Consider the following 20909-nt stretch of genomic DNA (forward strand, 5'->3'; position numbering starts at 1 on the left):
TATGGACCAAAACTTACAAATTGTAACCACAGCCGACGGCTCAAAAACCATATTTAACCCACAGGTTGGCGAAAACTACCACTCTAAACATGGTGCCCTGCAAGAGAGTAAACACGTGTTTATAAACGCAGGACTGAACTATTTCCTGGAGCAAAATAACGCCACCGAAGTATCAATATTTGAAGTGGGTTTTGGCACCGGCCTCAACTTTTTGCTAACTGCTGACGTTTGCACCGAAAAGCAAATTAAACTGGATTATTTAGGTGTGGAAGCCTACCCCCTAACAACCGACCTGATAACCGAAACCGGCTACGCAGAATATGCCACAAAACCAACCTGGGAAGCATTCATTAACAACTACCCGGCGGCGCTAACCGCCCCGGTTGAATTGAATGACTATTGCAAACTGCAAATTGCCCATAGCCAACTGCTCGACCTAAAGCCCGAACCACGTTTTGATGTGGTATACTTTGATGCCTTCGCCGCCATACACCAACCCGAGATGTGGAACGAGGAAGCTATTGGCCATACCGTACAATTTTTAAAACCCGGCGGCATATTTGTAACCTACGCCATAACCGGCAACCTAAAAAGGATGCTGAAAGGCATGGGCCTGCAGGTACAAAAAATACCGGGAGCACCGGGCAAGCGGGAAATGCTGCGGGCGGTGAAGTAAATGTGCAAATATGCAGATGTGCGAATGTGCAGATGCTTACCAATTTGTCATTGCGAGGAACTAAGCAATCGCACGGAGAAAAGTTCGCGACCTATCTAGTTCGCGATTGCTTCGTTCCTCGCAATGACATATTCTTTTGAGTTTGTAATTTAACATCAGCCCATCAAAAAATATCTGCACATTTGCACATCCGCATATCTGCACATCAAAAACACATCTGCAAAAAATGGCACTAACTCCACCCATCACGGCAAATAACCCCGCAACCGCTTTTGAACGCCTGCTTACCATTATGGACGACCTGCGTATTAACTGCCCATGGGATAAAAAGCAAACCCTGGAAAGCCTGCGCCATTTAACCATTGAGGAGGTTTACGAACTATCTGACGCCATACTTGGCGCTGATATGAATGAGATCAAAAAGGAAATTGGCGATATAATGTTGCACCTGGTGTTTTATGCCCGCATAGCATCCGAAACGAATGATTTTAATATCACCGACGTATTGAATGCCATCTGCGATAAGCTGATCAATCGCCATCCCCATATTTATAGCGATACCGAGGTAAACGACGAAGCAGACGTAAAACGTAACTGGGAAAAACTGAAGCTGAAAGAAGGCAATAAATCTGTTTTAGGTGGCGTGCCGGTTTCATTGCCGGCCCTGGTTAAAGCATCGCGCATACAGGAAAAAGCCCGCGGCGTGGGTTTTGACTGGGAGGAAAAAACCCAGGTTTGGGAAAAGGTGGAAGAGGAAATGCAGGAATTTAAAAACGAATTTAACGCTGCCGATGAAACCACCATCGACCACGAAAAAGCCGAAGACGAATTTGGCGATCTGCTGTTTTCATTGATCAACTACGCCCGTTTCATCAACATAAACCCCGAAAACGCGCTGGAGAAAACCAACCGCAAATTCATCAAACGTTTTCAATACCTGGAAAGTAAAGCCGCCGAACTTGGCAAAAACCTGCACGACATGAGCCTCACAGAAATGGATGTGTTTTGGAACGAGGCGAAGAAGCTTTAAGTTTAGTATTGAGTAGCAAGTATCTGGTGTCAAGTAAGAGCGGCAAGTTTGTTTCGGATGCCGCCGGAGGTTGTGTGCCAGCCACACCCCCACCATGTCATTTCGAACGAGGAACGAGTGAGAACTACTCTCTTGAGCGCTAACGAAAAAATCTTATACGCGTAACTAAATAAGTGGCATAGTCAGGGCTTGTATAAGATTTCTCTTGTTGGTCAAAATGACATTTTTTCATTAACAAAGGGTGCGCCACTTTTTTAAGGTATAAACTTTTAAATTTTATAAATATCTAATAATCAGCTATTTATAAAAACCAGCGGGTGCGCCGCATTGCGCCGCTTTTTTCTATAATAAATTAACAATCAATAACTTAACAAAAACAAGTGCGCCACTTGCGCCACTTTAAATGGCGCACCCTAGCCTGTTATTTAAACTGTATAGCCCGTACCGGTGATATTTTAGATACCAGCATGGATGGGATGATGAGCACCAGCAGGCATATCACCAGGGTGCCGAGGTTGAGTAAAAGGATATCCGACCAATCCAGCAATACCGGCACAAAGGTCATGTAATACGAAGCCGGATCAAGCTTAAAGAAATGAGTTTCGTATTGAAACCAGCTTAGCCCCAGTCCCAGGGCGTTGCCCAGTAGCAGGCCCAGTCCTATCAGGTAAGCCGCATTGTATAAAAACACCTTCTGTATGCTCCAGTTGTTGGAGCCCATGGCTTTCAGGATGCCGATCATGGCAGTGCGCTCCAATATCATGATCAGCAGTGCCGATATCATGTTGATCAGCGCCACGGCCAGCATCAGCACCAGCATAATTACGGCGTTAACATCCAGTATCTTCAGCCACTCAAATATGGCGGGGTAGTTTTCGGTAACGGTGCTCAGGCGCAGGCGGGTTGGCAGCAGGTTGTTTACATAATCGGCGGTGGCGTCAAGGCGTTCAAAATCGTCGACACGCAGCTCGTAACCGCCTATTTCGTTCGGGCCCCATTCGTTTAGCTTTCTGATATGGGCAATATCGGCTACCACATATGTCTTGTCAATATCCTCAATACTGGTATCATAAATACCCGCCACAGTAAATGAACGGCGGCGTAAGGGATCCTGCACAAAATACATCAATAGTTTACTACCCACTTTAAGGTGCAGGCGGTTAGCCGTAAACTGTGATACCATGATCTGCTTTTTAGCTTTTATACTATCGCTAAAGTCAATAACCTTACCGGCAAGGAGGTTTTGTTTGATAAAGCTCCAATCGTAACCGGCATCAACCCCTTTTAGTATAACACCTTCTATATCGTCATTAGCTTTAATGATACCCGGTTTGGTGGCAAAGGGCATTATTTGTGTGATGAAGTGACGCTTTTTGATCTTAGCTTCCAGCAGGGGATCGCGCTCAAAAGGTGAGTTTTCAAAGGAGGTATTCAGGTCAAATTTAACCACGCGTATGTCGCCGTCAAAGCCGCGGATCTTCTCGCGTATCTCGTGCTTAAAGCCTTTTACTACCGCTACCGAAAGTATCATTACGCCCAAACCCAGCATAATGCCGATGATGGCAATGCGCACGATCAGTTTAGAGAAAGTGCGTTTTGATTTAAACGTTATACGACTGGCAATAAATGAAGCGAAACTCAAAGCAAAGAGGTTTTTTTCGTAACTTAGCAAATATGCGGTTTTACTGCTTAAAATAGTACTTTTTATGACAGCAACTACCATTTTTTCAAGAACAACCCTTGTAGCCCTACTGTTGTTTGGCAGCGCTATGGCCAACTGCTCGCCTGCCGACCAGCCTCAGCAAAATCAGCAAAAAAATAACAAAAAAATAATTTGCGGTGCCGACCAAACTCAGCTATATATTAGCTATCTTAAAGGCAAAAACATAGGCATGGTTATTAATCAAACTTCCGTTATAGGTTCGCGCCGTACCGCAAGTGTTGATAGCCTCCTGAGTTTGGGTATTTCTATCAAAAAAGTGTACGGACCCGAGCATGGCGTACGCGGTAATGCCAGTAACGGTGCCAAGGTTGATAACAGCGTTGATCCTAAAACCGGTATCCCACTTATATCACTATACGGCAATAAGCACTACAAACCAACAGTAGATGAATTGAAAGGCATCAACCTGATGATATTCGATATCCAGGATGTAGGCGCGCGCTTTTACACCTACATATCAACCCTGCATTATATTATGGAGGCCTGTGCCGAAAACAACATTGAGCTGTTGATCCTGGACCGCCCCAATCCTAACGGTTTCAGCGTTGACGGACCAATACTGGATACAGCCAAATTCCGATCGTTCGTTGGTATGCATCCCATCCCTATCACCCACGGCATGACTATTGCCGAATACGCCCAAATGATAAACGGCGAAGGCTGGCTTAAAAACAAGGTAAAGTGCAAGTTGAAGATCATTAAAATGCAAAACTACACGCACGCGTCTGATTACACCTTGCCTATTCCTCCATCGCCAAACTTGAATACGCAGCAATCTATATTGCTATATGCCAGTACCTGTATGTTTGAGGGCACTACATTTAGCTTAGGCAGAGGCACTATGATGCCTTTCCAGATATTGGGGCACCCGTTATTAAAAGGCAAATATCAATATTCGTTTACGCCGAAAAGCATTGTAGGTATGAGCGAAACCCCGCCGCAACAAGATAAGGTGTGCTACGGTGTGGACCTGAGCAAGTATAACACCAGCACTTTTAAAGATGGCAAGATCAACCTGTCATGGCTTATCGGGTTTTACAAGGAATTTCCGGACAAGGCCAACTTCTTCAACGCTTACTTCGCCAAACTGGCCGGTACCGACCAATTGCGCAAGCAAATTGAAGACGGCAAAACCGAACAGGAGATACGCAAAAGCTGGGAGCCCGGCTTAAGCAAATACAAAGCAACCCGAAGCAAATATTTACTCTATCAATAAAAACATAAAGAACACTACTTAAAAAACATATATAGCTATGAGAATTGTATTTATGGGTACACCCCAATTCGCTGTTGCATCGTTAGATGAACTGATACAATCGGGTGCAGATATTGTAGGCGTGGTTACCGCGCCTGATAAACCTGCGGGCCGTGGTCAGAAAGTAAGCGAATCGGCTGTAAAACAATATGCTGTTGAAAAAGGGATAAAAGTGCTGCAACCCAGCAACCTTAAAGACCCTGACTTTTTAGCCGACCTGAAAAAACTAAATGCCGACCTTCAGGTAGTAGTTGCCTTCCGCATGCTGCCCGAAGAGGTTTGGACCATGCCGTCAAAAGGCACCATCAACCTGCATGCTTCCTTGCTGCCGCACTATCGCGGTGCCGCCCCTATTAACTGGGTACTTATTAATGGCGAAAAGGAAAGCGGCGTTACCACCTTCTTCCTGAAACATGAGATTGATACCGGCAACGTACTCTTCACCGAAAAAATAACCCTTACCGGCAACGAAACCGCCGGCGAACTGCACGATCGCCTGATGAATAAAGGCGCGGGCCTTCTGGTTAAAACCGTTAAGGCGGTTGAAAGTGGCCGATATAACGAACACCCCCAATCAACTTTTATTGCCGAAGGCACCGAGTTAAGATCGGCACCTAAGATATTTAAAGATACCTGCGCCATTAACTGGAACCAACCGGTTGTTAACGTATACAACCACATACGCGGCCTTAGCCCCGTGCCTGCGGCGTACACCCAACTAAACGAAAAAACCTTCAAAATATACAAAGCAGACTACAACGAAACTGAGCCCGGCATACAACCAGGCGGATTTGTTACCGATGGTAAAACGCACCTGAAGTTTGCTGCGCAGGATGGTTTCATCAGCGTAACTGATGTGCAGCTTGAAGGTAAGAAACGGATGAGTATTGAAGAATTTTTAAGAGGAGTAAAACTATAAAAACCATGAATCTACCAGGATCAATTTGGGAAACATTAACTATGGAGCAGCAGCAGTGTGTGTTGGAAGCTTACCTTGAAAACGAAAAGGAAGAGCGGCTGAATTCAATATCAGAGTTGAATAGACGGCGGTCTATTATTTCGGGAGATACCGACAGGGCTTATTTGGGAGATAAGACGAGTAATTGAAGTTAACCCTTCCTCACCCCTAATTGTCATTTCGAGCATAGCGAGAAATCTTATACGCCTAGCCAATAGTCGCATGCAAAAGATTTCTCCTCGTTCCTCGTCGAAATGACAAAAGGGAAGAAAAGCCCTACAACTTATTCAACTCATCCATCAACACCTTACTTACTTTATTAAAATAACGACGGATGCCGTATCCCATAACGGTTTGTATCCCCCTACTGGCGTTGGTTAAAAATACCTCGTCGGCTTCAAATAGTATTTCGGGGTTTATCTGGGCTTCGGTTATGGGCAGGTCTATTTTTTTGGCAATATCTATAATTACCTGGCGCATCACGCCTTCTACGCAGCCTTCGCTAAGCGCCGGAGTGTATAAATGGTTTTGATACCAAACAAAAACATTACTGCTGCTGGCCTCGCATAAAAAACCGTTTTGGTTTACTAAAAACACATCGTCCAGGTTGTTCTGCGTTTTGTACAAGCCTGCCATTACGTAAGGCAAGGAGTTACAGGTTTTTATGTTAGATAGATAGTTGGTGGGCTTGGGTATCTCGCTAAAAACATCAACTATCAAGCCTTTAGCATTTAAAAAATAACGCGGCTCATCGGCTGGTACAAACTCCATGCAAAAGCCGTTTTTGTTTTGCGATGGGGTGTATAAACCCTCCGCGTCGCGATATACCGTTAAACGGATGCGGCCATGTTTTGATTTATTGCGGATAGATAGCAATTCGGCCTGCTCTTTTAAAAACCAGGCATCCATTTGCGAGTAACCATCAATTTTAAGGGCCTTCATGCCACGCTGCAAACGGTCAACATGCAGGTCAACAAACTTTAGTTCGCCTTTAAGCATGCGCATGCTTTCAAACAAACCATCGCCATACTTAAACGCGCGGTTTGCCACAGCAAGCACCTTGGCATCAGCAGGTAAAATTTCTCCGTTAAAATTGATAAATAGAGGCATCATGCAATACTAAACGCTAATCTCGTCATTTTGCTCTGCACTGCTACCAACATATTTTTGCCACTTCTGCAAAACCGCTTCAAAATCCTGTGGCAGAGGCGCTTCAAAATGCATATACTTTTTTTGCGATGGGTGCACAAAACCTATGGTTTGCGCGTGCAGGGCCTGGCGTGGCATCAGCTCAAAGCAGTTTTCAACAAACTGTTTGTACTTGCTAAAAACGGTGCCTTTTAAAATTTTATCGCCGCCATACGTAGCATCGGCAAATAGCGGATGCCCGATATGCTTCATATGCGCGCGGATCTGGTGAGTACGACCTGTCTCCAGCTGGCATTCAATCAGCGTAACATAATTAAAGCGCTGCAGCACCTTATAATGGGTTACAGACCATTTACCTTTTTCGGGGTCATCATATATTGACTGCACCCGCCTGTCAGCTATGCTACGACCAATATAGCCGGTAACAGTGCCATCCTCGGGCAGATCGCCCCAAACCAGGGCAATGTATTTACGGGTAATGCTATGATCAAAAAACTGCCGGGCCAGGTAGGTCATGGAGCGTTCGTTTTTGCTGATCAGCAATAAACCCGAAGTATCCTTATCAATACGGTGCACCAAACCCGGGCGGCCATCATTACCCGGCAACGTAGGCAGTTGCTGAAAGTGATATACCAGCGCGTTTACCAGTGTACCGTGATAGTTATTATACCCGGGGTGCACTACCATACCGGCTTCTTTATTAACCACCAGCAGGTCATCATCCTCGTAAACAATATTAATAGGCAGATTTTCGGGATAAACTTCGGTATCGCGGGGCGGATGCGGTAATACTACCGATATCACATCCAGTGGCCGCACACGGTAGGCCGCCTTGGTAACTTTGTCATTAACCAGCACGTTACCGGCATCAATGGCGTTTTGTATGCGGTTCCGCGATGCGTTCTCAACCCGCAGCATCAAAAATTTATCAATACGCAATAACGACTGACCTTTGTCAACCACCACGCGTAAATGTTCGTAAAGGTCCTGCTCTTCCTGTTCGTAAATATCCTGTTCGGTTGCCATTTGCGCAAAAGTACTGGTTTTAAAACTTTTTGCGCTACGAAAATACAGAAGTGCCAAATACACAAATATTTAATATTCATAAATATTTATACTTTTGTTGAAATAAATCACCTTTTACTTTAAAACAATTTTCATGAAAAAACTTTACCCCCTAATTGCAGTCGCAATTTTGACGGCTGTTTCGTTCAAAGCAAGCGCTCAGGACGAGTTTAACCAATTGATCAAATCAAGCCCTGCTGATGCGACCAAATTATTAAGTGCTTATGCCGACCCAATGTTCAAGGGCTTTGGCATTGGCCTTAACAGTGGCTGGAACAACACCGCGGCAACCAAGAAATTTTTACACTTTGATTTACGTATCACTGCTAACGTAGCGATGGTACCGATGTCTGAAAGAACCTTTGATGTTACCAAAATTGGTTTATCAAGCAACCTTAGCGTTGATGCTAGTTCAACAACAAATATTGCGCAAACTTTTGGCGGAAAAGAGGGTGTTGCCACACCAGTTATGCGTATCAACGACGCTAACGGCAATAAAGTTGGTAACACGTTTACTTTACCGGCGGGTATTTCGCAATACGTACCGGCACCAAACGTGCAATTTACTGTAGGTTTAATTAAAAACACCGACGTTACAGCACGTATTACACCTGAAATTAAACTAGGTGACGAAGCCGGATCTGTAAGTATGTTTGGTATTGGTGTTAAACACAACATCATTCAAACACTGGCTAAAAAAGGTACAGTTAAACCTTTTGATTTGGCGATTGCGGTTAACTACAATCAAATTAAATACACCAAAGGCTTAAGCGTAAAACCTGATGCGGGTTCAACTCCTGCTCCGGGTAACAGCGCGGCTGATTTTTCGACCCAGGAGATCTCTGCAACTTTCAGAGGTGTAAACGTACAGGGTATTATTTCAAAAAGATTATTATTCTTTACGCCATTTGCGTCAGTTTCTTATCAAACGGCAAATACCAAATTGGGCGTTTTGGGTAACTATCCGTTACAATCAACCACTCCTGGTCAGGGTACTAACTATGTAGTAGTAAAAGACCCGATCAACATTGATAAAAGCAGCATCAGCGGTATCCGTGGCGATGTTGGTTTCCAACTTAACCTGGCCATCCTGCGCATTTATGCATCGGTAGGTAGCGGCAGTGGCTATGTATCAGGCAACGCCGGTATCGGTTTAGGCTTCTAATACGGTTGATGAATATCGACTTAGAAATTTTCAGCCCCGTTCATCAGATCAAAGATCCTTTGTTTGATGAGCGGGGCTTGTTAGTTTACATAAAACGCGATGACCTGATACATCCCATCATATCGGGCAATAAATGGCGTAAACTTAAATACCTGCTTAAAAAAGCGCAAGTCGAAGGTAAAACGCATTTGGTAACTTTCGGCGGCGCATACTCCAATCACCTGCTGGCCACCGCCGGTGCGGCAGCTAAGTTTGGCTTCAAAGCCACCGGCATTGTACGTGGCGAAGAGGTTGACAACAACATGTTATTTATGTGCCGTTTGCATGGCATGAATTTGTTATTTGTTGATAGAGATAGCTATCGCGATAAGCAAGCACTGTTCACTCAATATTTTGGCGATGATGTTAACGCGATGTTTATCAACGAAGGCGGCGCATCCCACGAAGCCGCCCAAGGCTGCAGCGAACTTGTTGCCGAACTACCCGAAGTTTACGACCACCTGTTTTGCGCCTGCGGAACCGGGACCATGGCAGCGGGTATCATCAACGGCTTACAACAACATCAGTTACCTACCCTACCCAACCCTGTACCTGTATTTAAAAACGGCGGCTTTATTGCCGATGAGATCAATAACCTCCTACTACAACCCGCAGACTATACCCTCCACACCGACTATCATTTCGGTGGCTACGGCAAGGTGAATAATGAACTAACAACGTTCATCAAAAACTTCGTTACCAATACCGGCATCCTCATAGATCCTGTATACACCGGCAAAATGCTATACGCTATTTACGATCTGGCCGCCAAAGACTATTTTAAACCCGGCAGCCGCATTTTGGCCATCCATAGCGGCGGTATTTGGGGTTTGTTGGGGATGAGAGATAAATTTTAGATATGCAATAGTTGATGTGCAAATATGCAGATGTGCGAATGTGCAGATGCCACGCTAAATTTTGTCATTGCTCTAAAATTTCACCTTTTACGCCATCTGCACACCTGGACATCTACTGATCTGCACATCCGCACCGCTATACCAAAATAGCGAACGGTTTAAAAAACAGGTTTAAACAATTTAAAGTTAGTTTTCACTACCTCGGTTCAAAAACCGCTTAAATTAGTATTTCAGGGCACTTTTTAGTAACTTGGCTAAAAGTAATTCGCCTATGTATAAGCTATCAGTATCCCCCGAAAATGTAATTGATTCGTTAAGCAAACATGTGCTGGCGGATGGTTTCGATCTGACTTTTGATATGGAACGCAGCAGCGGTGTGCACATCTACGATTCAAAGTATGACCGTACCCTGTTAGACTTTTTTACCTGCTTCGCTTCGGTGCCTTTGGGCTACAACCACCCCAAAATGCTGAACGACGAGGAGTTTAAAAAGAACCTGATGCTGGCGGCATTAACCAACCCATCCAACTCAGATATCTACACCACCCAATATGCCCAGTTTGTAGCCACGTTTGACCGTGTGGGGATACCTGATTACCTACCGCATGCCTTCTTCATTGCCGGCGGCACACTGGCCATTGAGAACGCCTTAAAAGTTGCGATGGACTGGAAGGTTCAGAAAAACTTTGCCAAGGGCCAGAAAACCGAAAAAGGCCATAAAGTGCTGCATTTTGAAAACGCTTTTCATGGCCGCTCGGGTTACACCTTAAGTTTGACCAATACCGCGCCTGTAAAAACCAAATGGTACGCTAAGTTCGATTGGCCGAGGGTATCGTTCCCGGCTATACAGTTCCCGCAAACAGAAGCTAACCTGGCGGATCTATTGAGGCGTGAGGAGATTTCCATCAACCAGATAAAACAAGCTTTTGCTGATAACCCCGACGATATTTGCGCCATTATAGTTGAACCCGTTCAAGCCGAAGGCGGCGACAACCATGCCCGTAAGGAATTTATGGAGCAGCTACGCATTCTGGCCGACGAGAACGATGCCTTGCTGATCTATGACGAGGTACAAACCGGCGTAGGCTTGAGCGGTAAGTTTTGGTGCCACGAACATTTTGGCGATAAGGCGAGGCCGGATATCATAGCCTTCGGTAAAAAAATGCAGGTATGCGGCATACTGGCCGGCAGGCGGATTGATGAGGTGGAGCATAATGTATTCAACGTATCATCGCGCATTAACTCAACCTGGGGCGGCAGTTTGGTGGATATGGTGCGATCAACCAAAATACTGGAGATAATTGAAGAAGATAACCTTTGCACCAAAGCCGCCGAAAACGGCCGTTACCTGCAAGATGGTTTAAGCGCAATTGCCAGCCGTTACCCTGCCGTTATAGGCAATGTACGCGGCAAAGGTTTATTAACCGCCTTTGATTTTGCCAATACCGAAAAACGTAATACTTTTTTACAAACCGGCATGGCCAATAACGTAATGTTTTTGGGTTGCGGTAACCATACCATACGTTTCAGGCCTGCGCTCATTATCGAAAAGGAAAATATTGATGAAGGACTTGATATGCTGGAAAGCATAGTAAAAGGCCTTTAAATATGTAATAATGTTGCTACAAGTTGTAACAATAAGGGTTGTTTGTGCCTCATAAAAGGGCCATATGCATTAAATTTGGGCTATTACCTTTGAAAAACTGTACTGACTGCTGTTTCCCCTAATATTATTGCAGTGTCAAAATATATGAGAGTAAAATAATATAACCCTGTAGCAGTTATTTTATTATGAGCAAACCTATCGACAAGTTAAAAAAACAACTTATTGAAATTTCAGAAGTTGTTAATTCATTCCGATCTGAAGCAGTTCAAGTAAGAGTTGTGGATAAATTATTAGATGCGATGATCGAATCAGACAGAGGAGATGCCGAAGGCACTGATCTGTTTAAAAAAGCCGGTCGGCCTGTTGCTGCCAGCGAAAGTAGGGCAGCTTTACCCTCCCGCAAAAAACCGGGCGCTACCAAAGTTTTAAATCAGCTATTGAGCACAGACTTTTTCAAAACCGCCCATTCAATAGCCGATATAGCCGAGCATTGTAAAGCTTTATTTGATTCGGAATTTAAAACTTCCGAGCTATCGGGCATATTGTTAAAGCTTGCCAACGAAAACAAGCTTAAACGCCAGCGTAATGATAGCAATAACCGTTTTGAATATGTGAAGGTTTAAGCCTTCACATATTTTATTTTAGGTTAAACAAGTTATCAACCCCTAACATCTTTCTTGAGGTAAAGCCCTCGGCGTACCTGGCTTGTATTACCTTGCCATGTTCGCGTGCGCGTGCTTCTATGATCTGTATAAAATCGGGCGATGAGATATAGGTTTGCGGCTCGTTCTCCCATTCCGGGTTATGAAACTGCGAACCGTAGGCATAAATGCTTTCCAGTTTTTTGTCCCAATACTCACTTACGTCAACCAGTATATCGGGCTTAATATACATATCCTGTATAAAATGCAGCAGCATTTCGGGGCGCCAAGGCTCTTGCACCTGGCCATCAACAACCGTTTCAATTTTGCGCAAACCGGCTAAAAAGTTTGCCGTTTCTACCAACTCATTGGCACGGCCATGATCGGGGTGCCTGTCGTAATAGGCATTGGTTATTACAATTTCGGGTTGATACTTGCGTATGGCCTCAATTACTTTAAGCTGGTATTCTTTAGTGTTTTGGAAGAAACCATCAGGCAGGCCCAGGTTTTCACGTATGGTAAGGCCCAGTATTTTGGCGGCAGCGGCAGCTTCCGCGTCGCGAATCTCGGCCGAACCGCGGGTACCCAGCTCGCCGCGGGTAAGGTCAACAATACCTACTTTTTTACCTAATGCAATGTGTTTTAGTATGGTGCCGGCGCAGCCCAATTCGGCATCGTCGGGGTGTACGGCTAAAACCAGTATATCTAATTTTATCATGGTACTTATTTTTCAGTCGCTAAAAGCTTAGCTATCTTTTTCTTGATTTTGGAAGATGTTGGTTTGGTGAAAGGGTAATAAAAATCAACCGGCACACCATCACGGTTAATTAAAAACTTATGAAAGTTCCAGCGTGGAACAGATGACAGCTTGCCGTTAGCTTTTCTATCGGCAAAAAACTTGTACAGGTCATCGGCATAAGGGCCGCGTACTCGCATCTTATCAAACGTGGGGAAGTTGGCACCATAACTTTCGCAGAACTCGCCTATGGCATCCCCCTCTAAAGGTTCCTGCTGGCCAAAATCATTTGAGGGGAAGGCCAGTATTTCAAAATCCTGGTCAATAAATTGCTTCTTAAGTTCAACCAGCTCTTTCAACTGTGGCGTAAATCCACATTGAGATGCGGTATTGACAACCAGCAGTACTTTGTTTTTATAGTAATCGAGTTTGATCTCGCGCCCATCAAGCCGATGAACCGAGAACTGGTAGATGGTATTATCAGCCATTATTAATTTCGATGCGAATCGTAACCGGCCTCTTGCAATATCGCTTCAATATCGCGTTGCTCGTCACGGTCGTACTTTTGTTTAAGATTGTGCCCAAATATGCGGGCCACCGATTGAAACATGAATGCTTTGAAACCGCCTTTCATGTCCTTCAACAAATCAAATGTTGAGTTTTCGGTTTCGCGGTCAATCAGCTTTATTAAAATTTCGCCCTGGGTTATGGTGAGGTTTTGTACTTCTTTAAACTTAACTTTAATATCATCCTCGCACTGCTTCATCAGCTCTTTCTGCTTGCGCTTATCGCCGGTCATGGCCAAATCGCGCTGTAATTTGCGGTAGCGGTCGCCGGCAAAATGGGCGTAAGGAATAACTTTGTAAACGTTGTATTTCAGCATCCGGAATGCCTTTCTGTCAGCCTCGGTCTTAAAAATACGCACATCGCGTATCACCACTTCTGACAATGGCAGCCATGGGATCATTTCGCCGTCATATTCAACCAAAAAGGTGCGTATGGTATCGTTTTTGCCCAAAATAGGGGGAGCAAGGGTTTTGTCCTGGGCGCTTGCAGTGCCCAAAAAGCTACATAACAGTATCAAAAACCCAAGTTTTTTCATAAATTTAACATTGCAAAATTAATGCAATTTTTTTTGGATATCTCATATTAACAAGCAATTTAACAGTTTATTGCGAGTTTATGATAAATATACGTTAATGCCGCAACATGAAAGAATTATTAATTGACCTGGAAGCCGAAAAAACCGAGATCCTGAAAAGGTATCGGGCTCTGCTGCGCGCAAGTAAATCTACCCTGCAAAAGGGCGATAAACGTATGATACGCAAGGCCTTTGACATGGCCCTGGAGAGCCACAAGGATATGCGCCGTAAAAGTGGCGAGCCCTATATATACCACCCTATTGCCGTTGCCCAGATAGCCGCCGAAGAGATTGGCTTAGGTACTACCTCTATAGTATGCGCCCTGCTGCATGACGTGGTTGAGGATACCGATGTTACGCTGGACGATATTGAACAGGAGTTTGGCAAAAAGGTAGCCAAGATCATTGACGGCTTGACCAAAATATCGGGCGTGTTTGATACCAACAGCTCGCTGCAGGCCGAAAACTTCCGTAAAATGTTGCTTACCCTGGCGGATGATGTTAGGGTGATACTGATAAAACTGGCGGATCGCCTGCACAACATGCGTACCATGGAGTTTATGCCGCGCGATAAGCAGCTTAAACTATCATCAGAAACCATTTACCTGTATGCCCCGCTGGCGCACAGATTGGGTTTATATGCCATAAAATCTGAACTGGAGGACCTATCCATGAAATACATGGAGCGCGAAACTTACCAGTTTATCAAAAATAAGCTCAACGAGAAAAAAACCGAACGCGAGAAATTTATACGCGACTTTATTGAGCCGGTAAAAAAGATCCTGGAAGCACAGGGTTTGGACGTTGATCTTTTCGGTCGGCCCAAATCTATTCACTCCATCTGGAACAAGATGAAGAAAAAGGCCGTGCCTTTTGAGGAAGTGTATGACCTTTTCGCCATTCGCGTGATATTAGATAGCGCGCCCGAAAATGAGAAGGCCGATTGCTGGAAAGCCTACTCAGTAGTTACCGACCTTTACCGCCCTAACCCCGACCGTTTGCGCGATTGGATATCGACCCCTAAAGCTAACGGCTATGAATCCTTACATACAACAGTAATGGGCCCGCGCGGCCAATGGGTTGAAGTGCAGATACGTACCAAACGGATGAACGAGATTGCCGAAAAAGGTTTCGCCGCGCACTGGAAATACAAAGAAGCCAGCAGTGATAGCGGGCTTGACCAGTGGGTACACAAAGTGCGCGAAATGCTGAAAAACCCGGACGCCAATGCGCTGGAGTTTTTGGATGATTTTAAGATGAACCTGTTCTCTGACGAGATCTTCATTTTCACCCCTAAAGGCGCCCTGATCCAATTGCCATTGAACGCCACCGCGCTCGATTTTGCTTTCGAGATACATACCGACGTTGGTGCCAGCTGCATTGGTGCCAAGGTTAACCATAAGCTGGTTCCCCTGAGCTATAAGCTGCAAAACGGCGACCAGGTGGAAGTAATTACTTCGAGCAAGCAGGTGCCAAAAGAGGACTGGCTGAGCTTTGTGGTTACGGCTAAGGCCAAAGCCAAAATTAAATCGGCCCTAAAAGAAGAGAAGCGTAAGGTTGCCGAGGACGGTAAGGAGATTTTGGAGCGTAAGCTGAAATCGCTTAAGATCACCTACAATTCTGAAAACTTACATAAGCTGAGCTATTACTTTAAACTGCAATCAACCCAGGACCTGTTTTTCAACGTGGCTAAAGGGCTGATTGATATGAAGGACCTGAAAGAATACCAGGTATCTGAAAAAGTAATTGAGAACAAGCCACAGGATAAAATTGACCAGGAACAGGTACAAAGCCTGTTAAAGCATATTAAAGCTAAAGACAGCGACATGCTGCTGATTGGCGAGGACATGCAGAAAATTGACTATAAGCTGGCCAATTGCTGTAACCCTATCCCCGGCGATGATGTGTTTGGTTTTGTTACCGTAGGCGATGGCATAAAAATACACCGCACCAATTGCCCTAACGCTGCCAAACTAATGGCCAACTACGGCTATCGCATTATAAAAGCCCGCTGGACCAACCAACAGGAACTGGCATTTTTAACCGGCCTGCGTATTACCGGTATTGATGATGTAGGTTTGATCAACAAGCTTACTACCGTAATATCGCATGATTTTAAGGTGAATATGCGATCTATAACTGTGGATAGCGATAATGGTATTTTCGAAGGTTCGATAATGGTATACGTAAACAGTACCGAACACCTGGATAACCTGATAAAAACGCTGAAAACGGTAAACGGTGTAACATCGGTAACCAGATTTGATGCTATTGAGAAAGCGTCTTAGAGAGGATCAAGAGTCAAGAAACAAGAGTCAAGATGACCTAATGTCAAAAAAGTCTTGGTTCTTGACTCTTGGCTCTTGATTCTATTTAAAATTCATAACTTTGCACATTAACAATACACTATGTCTCAACAGGAAACGATAGCAATGGTAAAAAAGATTTTCGAGGCTTACCTTGAAAATAAAAGTCTGCGTAAAACGCCGGAACGCTTTGCTATTTTGGAAGAAATTTATTCGCGTACAGACCATTTTGATGTGGAATCATTGTATATCCACATGAAGAATAAGAAGTACCGCGTTAGCCGTGCTACCGTGTACAACACGTTGGAGCTACTGGTATCATGCGACCTGGTTACCAAGCACCAGTTTGGTAAAAACATGGCCCAGTTTGAAAAATCATACGGTTATAAACAACATGACCATATTATTTGCCTTGATTGCGGTAAGGTAGTTGAGTTCTGCGACCCTCGTATCCAACAGATACAGAGCATGATGGGCGAGCTATTGAAATTCGACATCAAACACCACTCTTTAAACCTGTATGGTAATTGCTCAAAATTAAGAGAAGGTTACTGCGACAGAAAAATATAAGCACGGTGAATAAACCCATTTTAAGCAAACAGGCATTTTGGGATGTTGATATGGATAAGATCGACTATGAGAAGAATGCGCGCTATGTAATGGAGAAGGTTATTGACAGAGGATCTATCGATGATTTTGTTTCACTAAGGAAATTTTACGGTGACAATAAAATCAAAAAAGAAATTGTAAAAGCTAGCTGGATTGGCGATAAAGAACTTTACTTTTGTTGCGCGATATTTGATCTTGAACCCAAGGATTTTAAATGCTACACGAACAAACAGTTAGACCCGAAACGCTGGGTTTACTGAAAGAATTAATGAGTATTCAGGAACTGGAAAAATTCAGATTAGTTGGGGGTACAGCATTATCTTTATTGTTAGGTCACAGGGAATCGATAGACCTGGACCTTTTCACCGATGAGCCTTTTGACAGAGATCTTATCGTTTATAAATTACAAAATCAGTTTCCGTCGTTCTCTTTTGAAGGAGTAAAAAGTCCCAGACTATTCTTTACATATATTAATGAGGTAAAAGTGGATTTTGTATTTACCTTTGAACCTTTCACTTACCCCCAGCATTTAGAAGATGGTGTTAGGTTTGCATCTATTGAAGAAATAATTGCCTTAAAACTAAACGCGATTGCCGGGCGTGGAGCGAAAAAAGATTTTTGGGATTTATATGAGTTGTTAAATCACTATTCATTTGAGCAAATGATGAGTTTCTACCAAAAAAGATACCCCAACAATGCGCTTATGATGATAGCAAAATCAATAACATATTTTGCAGAGGCAGATTTACAACCAGACCCATATTGTTTTAAAAATTTGAAATGGACTGAGATCAAGAAAACGATCTTGAAGAAATTTAATACATATATTCAAAATAAAAATTAATGGCTGTTGACGTATTATTAGGCCTCCAATGGGGCGATGAAGGTAAAGGAAAAATTGTTGACGTACTGGCGCAAGGTTATGACCTGATAGCCCGCTTTCAAGGCGGCCCTAACGCGGGCCACACTTTAGAGTTTGACGGCAAGAAATTTGTTTTAAACACCATACCTTCAGGTATATTTTTTAATAACACTATTAACCTTATTGGTAACGGCGTTGTTATTGATCCTATCACCTTAAAAAAAGAAATTGATAAATTGAAAGATGCCGGGCACGACCTGTTGGCTAAAAAGAATTTATTGATAGCTAAAAAAGCGCACTTAATATTGCCTACCCACCAGTTGCTTGATGCCGCGTCTGAAAAAAATATGGGCGAAGGTAAAATTGGATCAACCTTAAAAGGTATTGGCCCAACTTATATGGACAAAACCGGCCGTAACGGCCTGCGCATCGGCGATATTACTTTGCCCGATTTTAAAGCACGTTACCAAAAACTGGTTGATAAACATACTTCAATGCTACAATCGCTTTATGGCGAAGTGGCTGATTTTTCGGAGCGCGAAGCTTTGTTCTTCGAAGCTATCGACCTGATCAAACAATTTGAACTGGTTGACTCGGAACATTTGGTAAACAGCTACCTTAAAGCCGGCAAAAAAGTACTGGCCGAAGGTGCACAAGGCGCTATGCTCGATATCGACTTTGGTTCATATCCGTTCGTAACTTCATCAAACACTACCGCTGCCGGCGCTTGTACGGGTTTGGGTATTGCCCCGCGTACAATTGGCGATGTGATAGGTATTTTCAAAGCCTATTGCACCCGCGTTGGTGGCGGCCCCTTCCCTACGGAGTTAGAGAATGAGACCGGCGAAGAACTACGCCGTATAGGCCACGAGTTTGGCGCTACTACCGGCAGACCACGCCGCACCGGTTGGATCGATCTTCCGGCTTTAAAATACGCTATTATGCTTAACGGCGTTACCCAAATGGTAATGACCAAGGCCGACGTATTGAGCGGTTTCGATAAGATCTACGCTTGTACCCACTATAACTACCTGGGCGAGAAAATCGACTACATGCCTTACGATATCTGTTCGGTTGATGCTGTGCCTGTATTAAAAGAAATTGATGGCTGGGCAGAAGATATTACCGGTATTACCGAATTGAACGAGATCCCTGCTAAGTTGCAATCGTACATTGAGTTTTTAGAGGCAGAGCTGGAAGTGCCTATCAAATGGCTATCAGTTGGACCAGACAGAAAACAAACTTTAGTATTGCACTAAGCTGCAATATTGATATAAAACAAGAAAGCCTCCGAGATATCTCGGAGGCTTTCTTGTTTTATATACTAACCAACTTGCTGTTGATCGTTATTCTTCTTTAGTTCGGCAATCTCCAGTTCAAAGGCGCGCATGCGGGCGTGTAAAATATCCAGCTCGGTACGCATCATTTGTATTTCGGTGATGAGCTTGGCAGATTCGGGTTTGTTGATCTTCTTTTCGCCGGTGCCCAGTATCAGCCACTCGGGCGAATACTTGAGCTGGAAACAAAGCTTGCGGATAAGGTAATAGCTTACCTCCTGCTTTTTGTTAATCACCTTGCTTATAAAGCCCTGGTCAACGCCAATCAGTCCGGCCAGCGCCAGCTGTCCGCCATGATCTTTAACAATAACTTTAATACGTTTTAATAAACCTTCGTCGCTCATACGTGAGCGCAATATTAAACATTGTACTTATAAAACAAGTAAAATTATTTATTCATTATTAACGCGGGGCGAAAAGCAGCGGTTATAGCTTGCTCACTTTCATCTGCAACGCGTGCAGTTTATCGCTATATGTTTTTAAAGGAATCTTTTTGCTGTTGTAATCGCGCTCCAACTGCTCCAACTCCTGTACCAACTGCAATTTGCGGCCTGTAGCTTTAGGAGCTTCGCCTGCGGCGGATTTTACACCGTTATCATACAAAGAAGCGTAAAGTGATTGCAGTTTCTTTTCAACAGACTTTTGCAGAAACATGGGCTGCATTTCTTCGGCATCCTTTAAAAAGCTGTTAACAGTATTTTTTTGTTTTTTGTGGTTAAGTACGATGATAAAAATAATGATCACCACCGCACCAATAGCGTAGAGGACTAGATCTTCCATAAATTAATTATAACAGGGTTTTAAGTTGTATTCAATATCATCGCGCCAGTTAACTTGCTTATAACTAATGCTAAATATTTAGGTTTAAAAATATATATAATATTTAAATACTACTATTAATTAATAAACTTAACTACCTTTTTACCTCTTTTGTCCACCCTGCTACAGCTAAATACTGCAAATTTGTCTGGCTAGCCACGTTAAGCAATAATTAATGATTGTGCTTTTTATGAATATCCTTAACCAGGCAAAGCTTTTTAATGTCGGCTATCTTGATAACGAAGGGCGCATATTTGAGCTGGTTGCCAATCATCTCGCTGGTATTGTCTGAGTGTGCCACCACCTCATCCGGATTACTGCTGGCCAGCAGGCGCTTGTACATGCGGTAATCGCCCCACTCTATATAGTATACCTCGCCCGGCAATATCTTTTTATCGTGAATTATTTTCAAGGCCACCCAGCAACCGTTTTCCAGGTATGGATACATAGAGTGCCCCCAAACCGGTAAAGCGAAATCACAATCCTCAATGCCGGGGAAATTCATACGGCCCACGGGCTGCATATCGTTCATGTCATTATACACCTCCACGCCCGACGCGCTGGCTGTTATTTCAAACATGGGGATGCCATCGGGTTTAGGTACAGCTATCACCTCCGGCTTCTTTTCACCTGTTAAAAAATCTTTATATTCTTCTTTAAATATCTTTAATTTTTCAGGATCTATGTTTTGCCTGCTCTTTATTATTTCTGTAATAGAAGCCGCGGAGTTAAAGCCTAAAACCTCGGCCAGTTGGGCATTACCTGTAAATGCTCTGCCTCTTAGCTGATTATATAAAATAATAAACTCCAGGGTCTCAGGGCGTACGGTTTTGATCTTATTTGCTTTGTCGGGCTTTTCCATAATTGTGCAAAACTTTTTAAAATTTTCTTTATAAATTAAAGATATTTCTTTATATTTGTATTCGAAATCGATA

At 43.7% G+C, this 20909-nt stretch carries 22 protein-coding genes; 13 read left to right on the plus strand and 9 right to left on the minus strand.

The features are described 5' to 3' along the window. Nucleotide 1: 1 nt before the first annotated feature. Nucleotides 2-676: a tRNA (5-methylaminomethyl-2-thiouridine)(34)-methyltransferase MnmC2 gene (gene mnmC2, locus AC59JT_RS11625; RefSeq protein WP_497398938.1), complete on the plus strand. Its 675-nt coding sequence runs from the start codon at nucleotides 2-4 to the stop codon at nucleotides 674-676. 226 nt (nucleotides 677-902) lie between these two features. Beyond that, nucleotides 903-1706 carry a nucleoside triphosphate pyrophosphohydrolase gene (gene mazG / locus AC59JT_RS11630; protein ID WP_497398940.1) on the plus strand — a complete coding sequence of 268 codons (804 nt, stop codon included), beginning with the start codon at nucleotides 903-905 and terminating at the stop codon, nucleotides 1704-1706. A gap of 421 nt (nucleotides 1707-2127) precedes the next feature. Here the strand turns inward: mazG and AC59JT_RS11635 are convergent, their stop codons facing one another. Beyond that, entirely contained in the window at nucleotides 2128-3348 is a 1221-nt protein-coding gene (locus tag AC59JT_RS11635) for an ABC transporter permease (RefSeq protein ID WP_497398942.1), read from the minus strand. Between the two features lie 64 nt (nucleotides 3349-3412). Between AC59JT_RS11635 and AC59JT_RS11640 the strand changes: the two genes are divergently transcribed. Beyond that, nucleotides 3413-4645: an exo-beta-N-acetylmuramidase NamZ family protein gene (locus tag AC59JT_RS11640; protein WP_497398944.1), complete on the plus strand. Its 1233-nt coding sequence runs from the start codon at nucleotides 3413-3415 to the stop codon at nucleotides 4643-4645. Between the two features lie 37 nt (nucleotides 4646-4682). Then, on the plus strand, nucleotides 4683-5603 hold the full coding sequence (gene fmt, locus AC59JT_RS11645; RefSeq protein WP_497398946.1) for a methionyl-tRNA formyltransferase: 921 nt from the start codon (nucleotides 4683-4685) through the stop codon (nucleotides 5601-5603). A gap of 315 nt (nucleotides 5604-5918) precedes the next feature. Here the strand turns inward: fmt and AC59JT_RS11650 are convergent, their stop codons facing one another. Both AC59JT_RS11650 and AC59JT_RS11655 read right to left on the minus strand, forming a co-directional pair. Then, entirely contained in the window at nucleotides 5919-6755 is an 837-nt protein-coding gene (locus AC59JT_RS11650) for an aminotransferase class IV (protein WP_497398948.1), read from the minus strand. A gap of 6 nt (nucleotides 6756-6761) precedes the next feature. Continuing rightward, nucleotides 6762-7817: an RluA family pseudouridine synthase gene (locus AC59JT_RS11655; RefSeq protein ID WP_497398950.1), complete on the minus strand. Its 1056-nt coding sequence runs from the start codon at nucleotides 7815-7817 to the stop codon at nucleotides 6762-6764. Between the two features lie 133 nt (nucleotides 7818-7950). Here AC59JT_RS11655 and AC59JT_RS11660 point away from each other — a divergent pair, with 133 nt between their 5' ends. From AC59JT_RS11660 to AC59JT_RS11675, 4 genes are all read left to right on the plus strand, one after another. Beyond that, nucleotides 7951-9021 carry a DUF6588 family protein gene (locus tag AC59JT_RS11660; RefSeq protein ID WP_497398952.1) on the plus strand — a complete coding sequence of 357 codons (1071 nt, stop codon included), beginning with the start codon at nucleotides 7951-7953 and terminating at the stop codon, nucleotides 9019-9021. 8 nt (nucleotides 9022-9029) lie between these two features. Further along, nucleotides 9030-9917, plus strand: coding sequence for a 1-aminocyclopropane-1-carboxylate deaminase/D-cysteine desulfhydrase (locus AC59JT_RS11665; protein ID WP_497398954.1), 888 nt, complete (start codon nucleotides 9030-9032; stop codon nucleotides 9915-9917). 271 nt (nucleotides 9918-10188) lie between these two features. After that, nucleotides 10189-11523 (plus strand): L-lysine 6-transaminase, encoded by a 1335-nt coding sequence (gene lat, locus AC59JT_RS11670; protein WP_497398956.1) that lies wholly within the window; start codon nucleotides 10189-10191, stop codon nucleotides 11521-11523. A 185-nt stretch (nucleotides 11524-11708) separates the two neighbouring features. Continuing rightward, on the plus strand, nucleotides 11709-12146 hold the full coding sequence (locus AC59JT_RS11675) for a hypothetical protein (protein WP_497398958.1): 438 nt from the start codon (nucleotides 11709-11711) through the stop codon (nucleotides 12144-12146). Between the two features lie 13 nt (nucleotides 12147-12159). Here the strand turns inward: AC59JT_RS11675 and bshB1 are convergent, their stop codons facing one another. Genes bshB1 through AC59JT_RS11690 form a run of 3 tightly spaced genes read right to left on the minus strand, consistent with a single transcriptional unit; the run spans nucleotide 12160 to nucleotide 14002 of the window. After that, complete coding sequence (gene bshB1 / locus AC59JT_RS11680; protein ID WP_497399361.1) at nucleotides 12160-12879, minus strand: bacillithiol biosynthesis deacetylase BshB1; 720 nt, start codon at nucleotides 12877-12879, stop codon at nucleotides 12160-12162. An 8-nt stretch (nucleotides 12880-12887) separates the two neighbouring features. Continuing rightward, complete coding sequence (locus AC59JT_RS11685) at nucleotides 12888-13388, minus strand: glutathione peroxidase (protein ID WP_497398960.1); 501 nt, start codon at nucleotides 13386-13388, stop codon at nucleotides 12888-12890. 2 nt (nucleotides 13389-13390) lie between these two features. Continuing rightward, entirely contained in the window at nucleotides 13391-14002 is a 612-nt protein-coding gene (locus AC59JT_RS11690) for a DUF4294 domain-containing protein (protein WP_497398962.1), read from the minus strand. A 107-nt stretch (nucleotides 14003-14109) separates the two neighbouring features. Here AC59JT_RS11690 and AC59JT_RS11695 point away from each other — a divergent pair, with 107 nt between their 5' ends. The 5 genes from AC59JT_RS11695 (at nucleotide 14110) to AC59JT_RS11715 (ending at nucleotide 19077) form a co-directional block, all read left to right on the plus strand. Then, on the plus strand, nucleotides 14110-16329 hold the full coding sequence (locus tag AC59JT_RS11695; protein WP_497398964.1) for a RelA/SpoT family protein: 2220 nt from the start codon (nucleotides 14110-14112) through the stop codon (nucleotides 16327-16329). 120 nt (nucleotides 16330-16449) lie between these two features. Continuing rightward, nucleotides 16450-16917 carry a Fur family transcriptional regulator gene (locus AC59JT_RS11700; protein WP_497398966.1) on the plus strand — a complete coding sequence of 156 codons (468 nt, stop codon included), beginning with the start codon at nucleotides 16450-16452 and terminating at the stop codon, nucleotides 16915-16917. A gap of 5 nt (nucleotides 16918-16922) precedes the next feature. Then, nucleotides 16923-17216: a DUF6922 domain-containing protein gene (locus tag AC59JT_RS11705; RefSeq protein ID WP_497398968.1), complete on the plus strand. Its 294-nt coding sequence runs from the start codon at nucleotides 16923-16925 to the stop codon at nucleotides 17214-17216. Then, the gene (locus AC59JT_RS11710; protein ID WP_497398970.1) at nucleotides 17171-17800 is read left to right on the plus strand and encodes a nucleotidyl transferase AbiEii/AbiGii toxin family protein; all 630 of its coding nucleotides are present in this window, start codon (nucleotides 17171-17173) and stop codon (nucleotides 17798-17800) included. Before AC59JT_RS11705 ends, AC59JT_RS11710 begins: the two co-directional genes overlap by 46 nt. Further along, nucleotides 17800-19077, plus strand: coding sequence for an adenylosuccinate synthase (locus AC59JT_RS11715; RefSeq protein ID WP_497398972.1), 1278 nt, complete (start codon nucleotides 17800-17802; stop codon nucleotides 19075-19077). Before AC59JT_RS11710 ends, AC59JT_RS11715 begins: the two co-directional genes overlap by 1 nt. A 65-nt stretch (nucleotides 19078-19142) precedes the next feature. Here AC59JT_RS11715 and AC59JT_RS11720 read toward each other — a convergent pair whose 3' ends face one another. The 3 genes from AC59JT_RS11720 to AC59JT_RS11730 form a co-directional block, all read right to left on the minus strand. Then, entirely contained in the window at nucleotides 19143-19499 is a 357-nt protein-coding gene (locus tag AC59JT_RS11720; RefSeq protein WP_497398974.1) for a hypothetical protein, read from the minus strand. Nucleotides 19500-19581: 82 nt separating this feature from the next. Further along, nucleotides 19582-19935 (minus strand): hypothetical protein, encoded by a 354-nt coding sequence (locus AC59JT_RS11725; RefSeq protein WP_497398976.1) that lies wholly within the window; start codon nucleotides 19933-19935, stop codon nucleotides 19582-19584. Nucleotides 19936-20146: 211 nt separating this feature from the next. Then, a complete protein-coding gene (locus AC59JT_RS11730; protein ID WP_497398978.1) occupies nucleotides 20147-20836 on the minus strand; it encodes a S24 family peptidase in 690 nt (229 codons plus the stop codon). Nucleotides 20837-20909: the final 73 nt, after the last annotated feature.

Source organism: Mucilaginibacter sp. A3364, from assembly GCF_059690715.1.